General features: G+C 66.2%; 3 protein-coding genes. 2 read left to right on the top strand and 1 reads right to left on the bottom strand.

Going from position 1 to position 2,334, the window contains the following annotated elements:
* On the top strand, positions 1–617 hold a 617-nt coding region (locus tag NJ376_RS24125; RefSeq protein ID WP_252955843.1), incomplete at its 5' end, for a PAS domain-containing protein.
* Here NJ376_RS24125 and NJ376_RS24120 read toward each other — a convergent pair.
* On the bottom strand, positions 581–1,228 hold the full coding sequence (locus NJ376_RS24120) for a PAS domain-containing protein (protein WP_256476557.1): 648 nt from the start codon (positions 1,226–1,228) through the stop codon (positions 581–583). The genes NJ376_RS24125 and NJ376_RS24120 overlap by 37 nt on opposite strands.
* Positions 1,229–1,256: 28 nt before the next feature.
* On the opposite strand from NJ376_RS24120, the gene NJ376_RS24115 reads away from it, so the two are divergent.
* The coding region (locus NJ376_RS24115; RefSeq protein WP_252955841.1) for a PAS domain-containing protein at positions 1,257–2,334 on the top strand (1,078 nt) is incomplete at its 3' end.

The following is a 2,334-nucleotide window of genomic DNA, read 5'->3' as shown; positions in this document are numbered from 1 at the left end:
GGGCGCATCGCTGGGTGCTGATGAACGATGCTTGGTGCGCGTTGATGCACCGCCCGCGTGAGGCGATGCTAGGTCGTACCGACTACGATCTGGGCTCTAGGGAGCAGGCGGATGGCTACTGCGCCCTGGACGATGAGGTTTTCAAGACCGGGGAGGACCGGGAGATCGAGGAGGGGCTCACCCTATCCGACGGTAAGGTTCATATCCTCCTTACCCGCAAGCGACTCGTGAACCTCGCCAATACCCATGGCGACCAGCCTTTCATCTGCGTCTCGGTCTTCGACATCACCGATATCAGGCGGACCGAGGCGGCTTTGCGGGAGCGCGAGGCTCGCTACCGCGCGACCGTGGAGCTGAGCCCGCTCATTGCCTGGTCGGCAGACCCGCAGGGCGGGATCGTCGATGTCGTGCCGCGTTGGTACGAGAAGACCGGCTTGACGCCTGAGCAGACCCTTGGAACGGCCTGGGCCGCCGCCCTCCACCCTGAGGATGTATCTGATACCGCTCGGAAGTGGCTTCACGCCACCGAGACCGGCGAACTCTTCTCCACCGAGTACCGCTACCGCCTGCGGGATGGCAGCTATCGCTCATCAGCCATGCGGAAGCGCGCTTCGTAGTCGAAGGGCTCGCCGCTCGCCTTGGCCTGATGATAGATCGTGAGGACGGCCGGAAGGTCCTCCGGATGCACCGCATCGAGCCAGCCGGTGCCCGCGGCCTGTTCCTGGGTCATGCCCAGCAAAGAAAGCCAGCGGGAGGAGAGCTGGTCGGCCTGCCCCTCCTCATTCGCGGACCAGGGATATTGCGGGTTCAGCTCAACAAAGTGGCGATAATGCTCCTCGCTCTCCCGCAGGGCGAGTTCGGCCAGCTTTCGGTCCTGGATATCCTCCAGCGTGCCATACCAGCGGAGGATCCGTCCCTCATCGTCCCGCCGGGCCGCCGCACGCACATGCACCCAGCAATAGCTGCCATCCGCCTGCCGATACCGGCACTCCGCCGTAAAGGGCTCGCCGGTTTGAACGGAGGACTGCCACCAATCCAGCAGTTCTGGTGCGTCATCCGGATGCACGGCGGCGGCGAAGCCGGTGCCGAGGGTCTCCTCGGCCGTCATGCCGGTGCGCTCGCACCAGCGGGTCCCGACATCGGTGACCAGCCCTTGCGGATCCGCCGACCAGGGGATCAGCGGGCTCAGCTCCAAGGTGTAGCGGTGGCGCTCCTCGCTTTCGCGCAGCGCGGTCTCGGCCAGCTTGCGGTCGTGGATGTCGTCGAGTGTGCCGTACCAGCGGATGATGCTGCCATCATCCGCACGAAGCGGGGTCGCGCGTGCATGGATCCAGCGCTATCGCTGGTGCCGCACGCGCGGCGCCGCACGCCGCGCTGCCGACGGGCAGGTGATCCGCTGGTATGGCGGAACGGAGGACGTCCATGATCGCAAGCTGGCGGAGGAGGCGCTGCGCGAGAGCGAGCTGCGCTTCCGTGCCATCGCGGACGACGCCCCCGTCGCCATCTGGGTCAGTGAACCGAGTGGCTCTGGCACCTTCCTGAGCCGCCTCTGGTACGAGATGACGGGCATGACGGAAGCCGAGGCGCTTGGCTATGGGTGGCTTGAGGCCGTCCATCCCGACGATCGCGAGCGGGCGGGGCAGGCGTTTCTGGCCGCGAATGAGCGGCGTGAAGCCTACCGTGCCGAGTTCCGGATCCGCCGCGCGAATGGCGGTTGCGCCTGGGTGATCGATCAGGGCCGGCCGCGCTTTGGGGGGGATGGCAGCTTTCTCGGCTATGTCGGCTCGGTCACCGACATCTCCGAGCGGCGGGCCGCAGAAGCGGCGTTGCGGGAAAGCGAAGCCTTCGCGCGCAGCGTGTTGGAGAGCAGCCCGAATTGCATCCGCGTGCTTGACCTGGAGGGCAGCCTGCAATTCATGAACCGGGCAGGCTATCGCCTCCTGGAGGCCGAGCAGGGGGGGAACTGGGCCGAGAACCTGCCCGTGGATTATGCCGATGCGGCACGCCAAGCGCTGGCATTGGCGAAAGCGGGAATTCCTTCGCAGCATCAGGCTCGCCGCGTCATGCGGAGCGGTGCAGTACAATGGCTCGAAATCGGTATCGCGCCCATTCCTGATGCCGATGGCCGTCCCGCCCGCATCCTGTCGATCGCCCATGATGTGACGGACATCAGGCAGGCCCGTGAGGCGGCCGAACAGGCAAAGCAGGAGGCCGAGGCCGCCGCCACCCGCCTCTCCTCCGTGCTGGAAAGCACCATGGACAGCGTCGTCGTCGTCGATCACGACTGGCGCCTGACCTATCTGAATGGGAATGCCAGCCGGGCGCTTGCCGCCA

Origin of the sequence: Siccirubricoccus soli, assembly GCF_024178315.1 — a bacterium.
GTDB classification, from domain to species: domain Bacteria; phylum Pseudomonadota; class Alphaproteobacteria; order Acetobacterales; family Acetobacteraceae; genus Siccirubricoccus; species Siccirubricoccus soli.
Note: the sequence above shows the minus strand (reverse complement) of the source record. Positions and strands in the feature narration are given on the sequence as shown.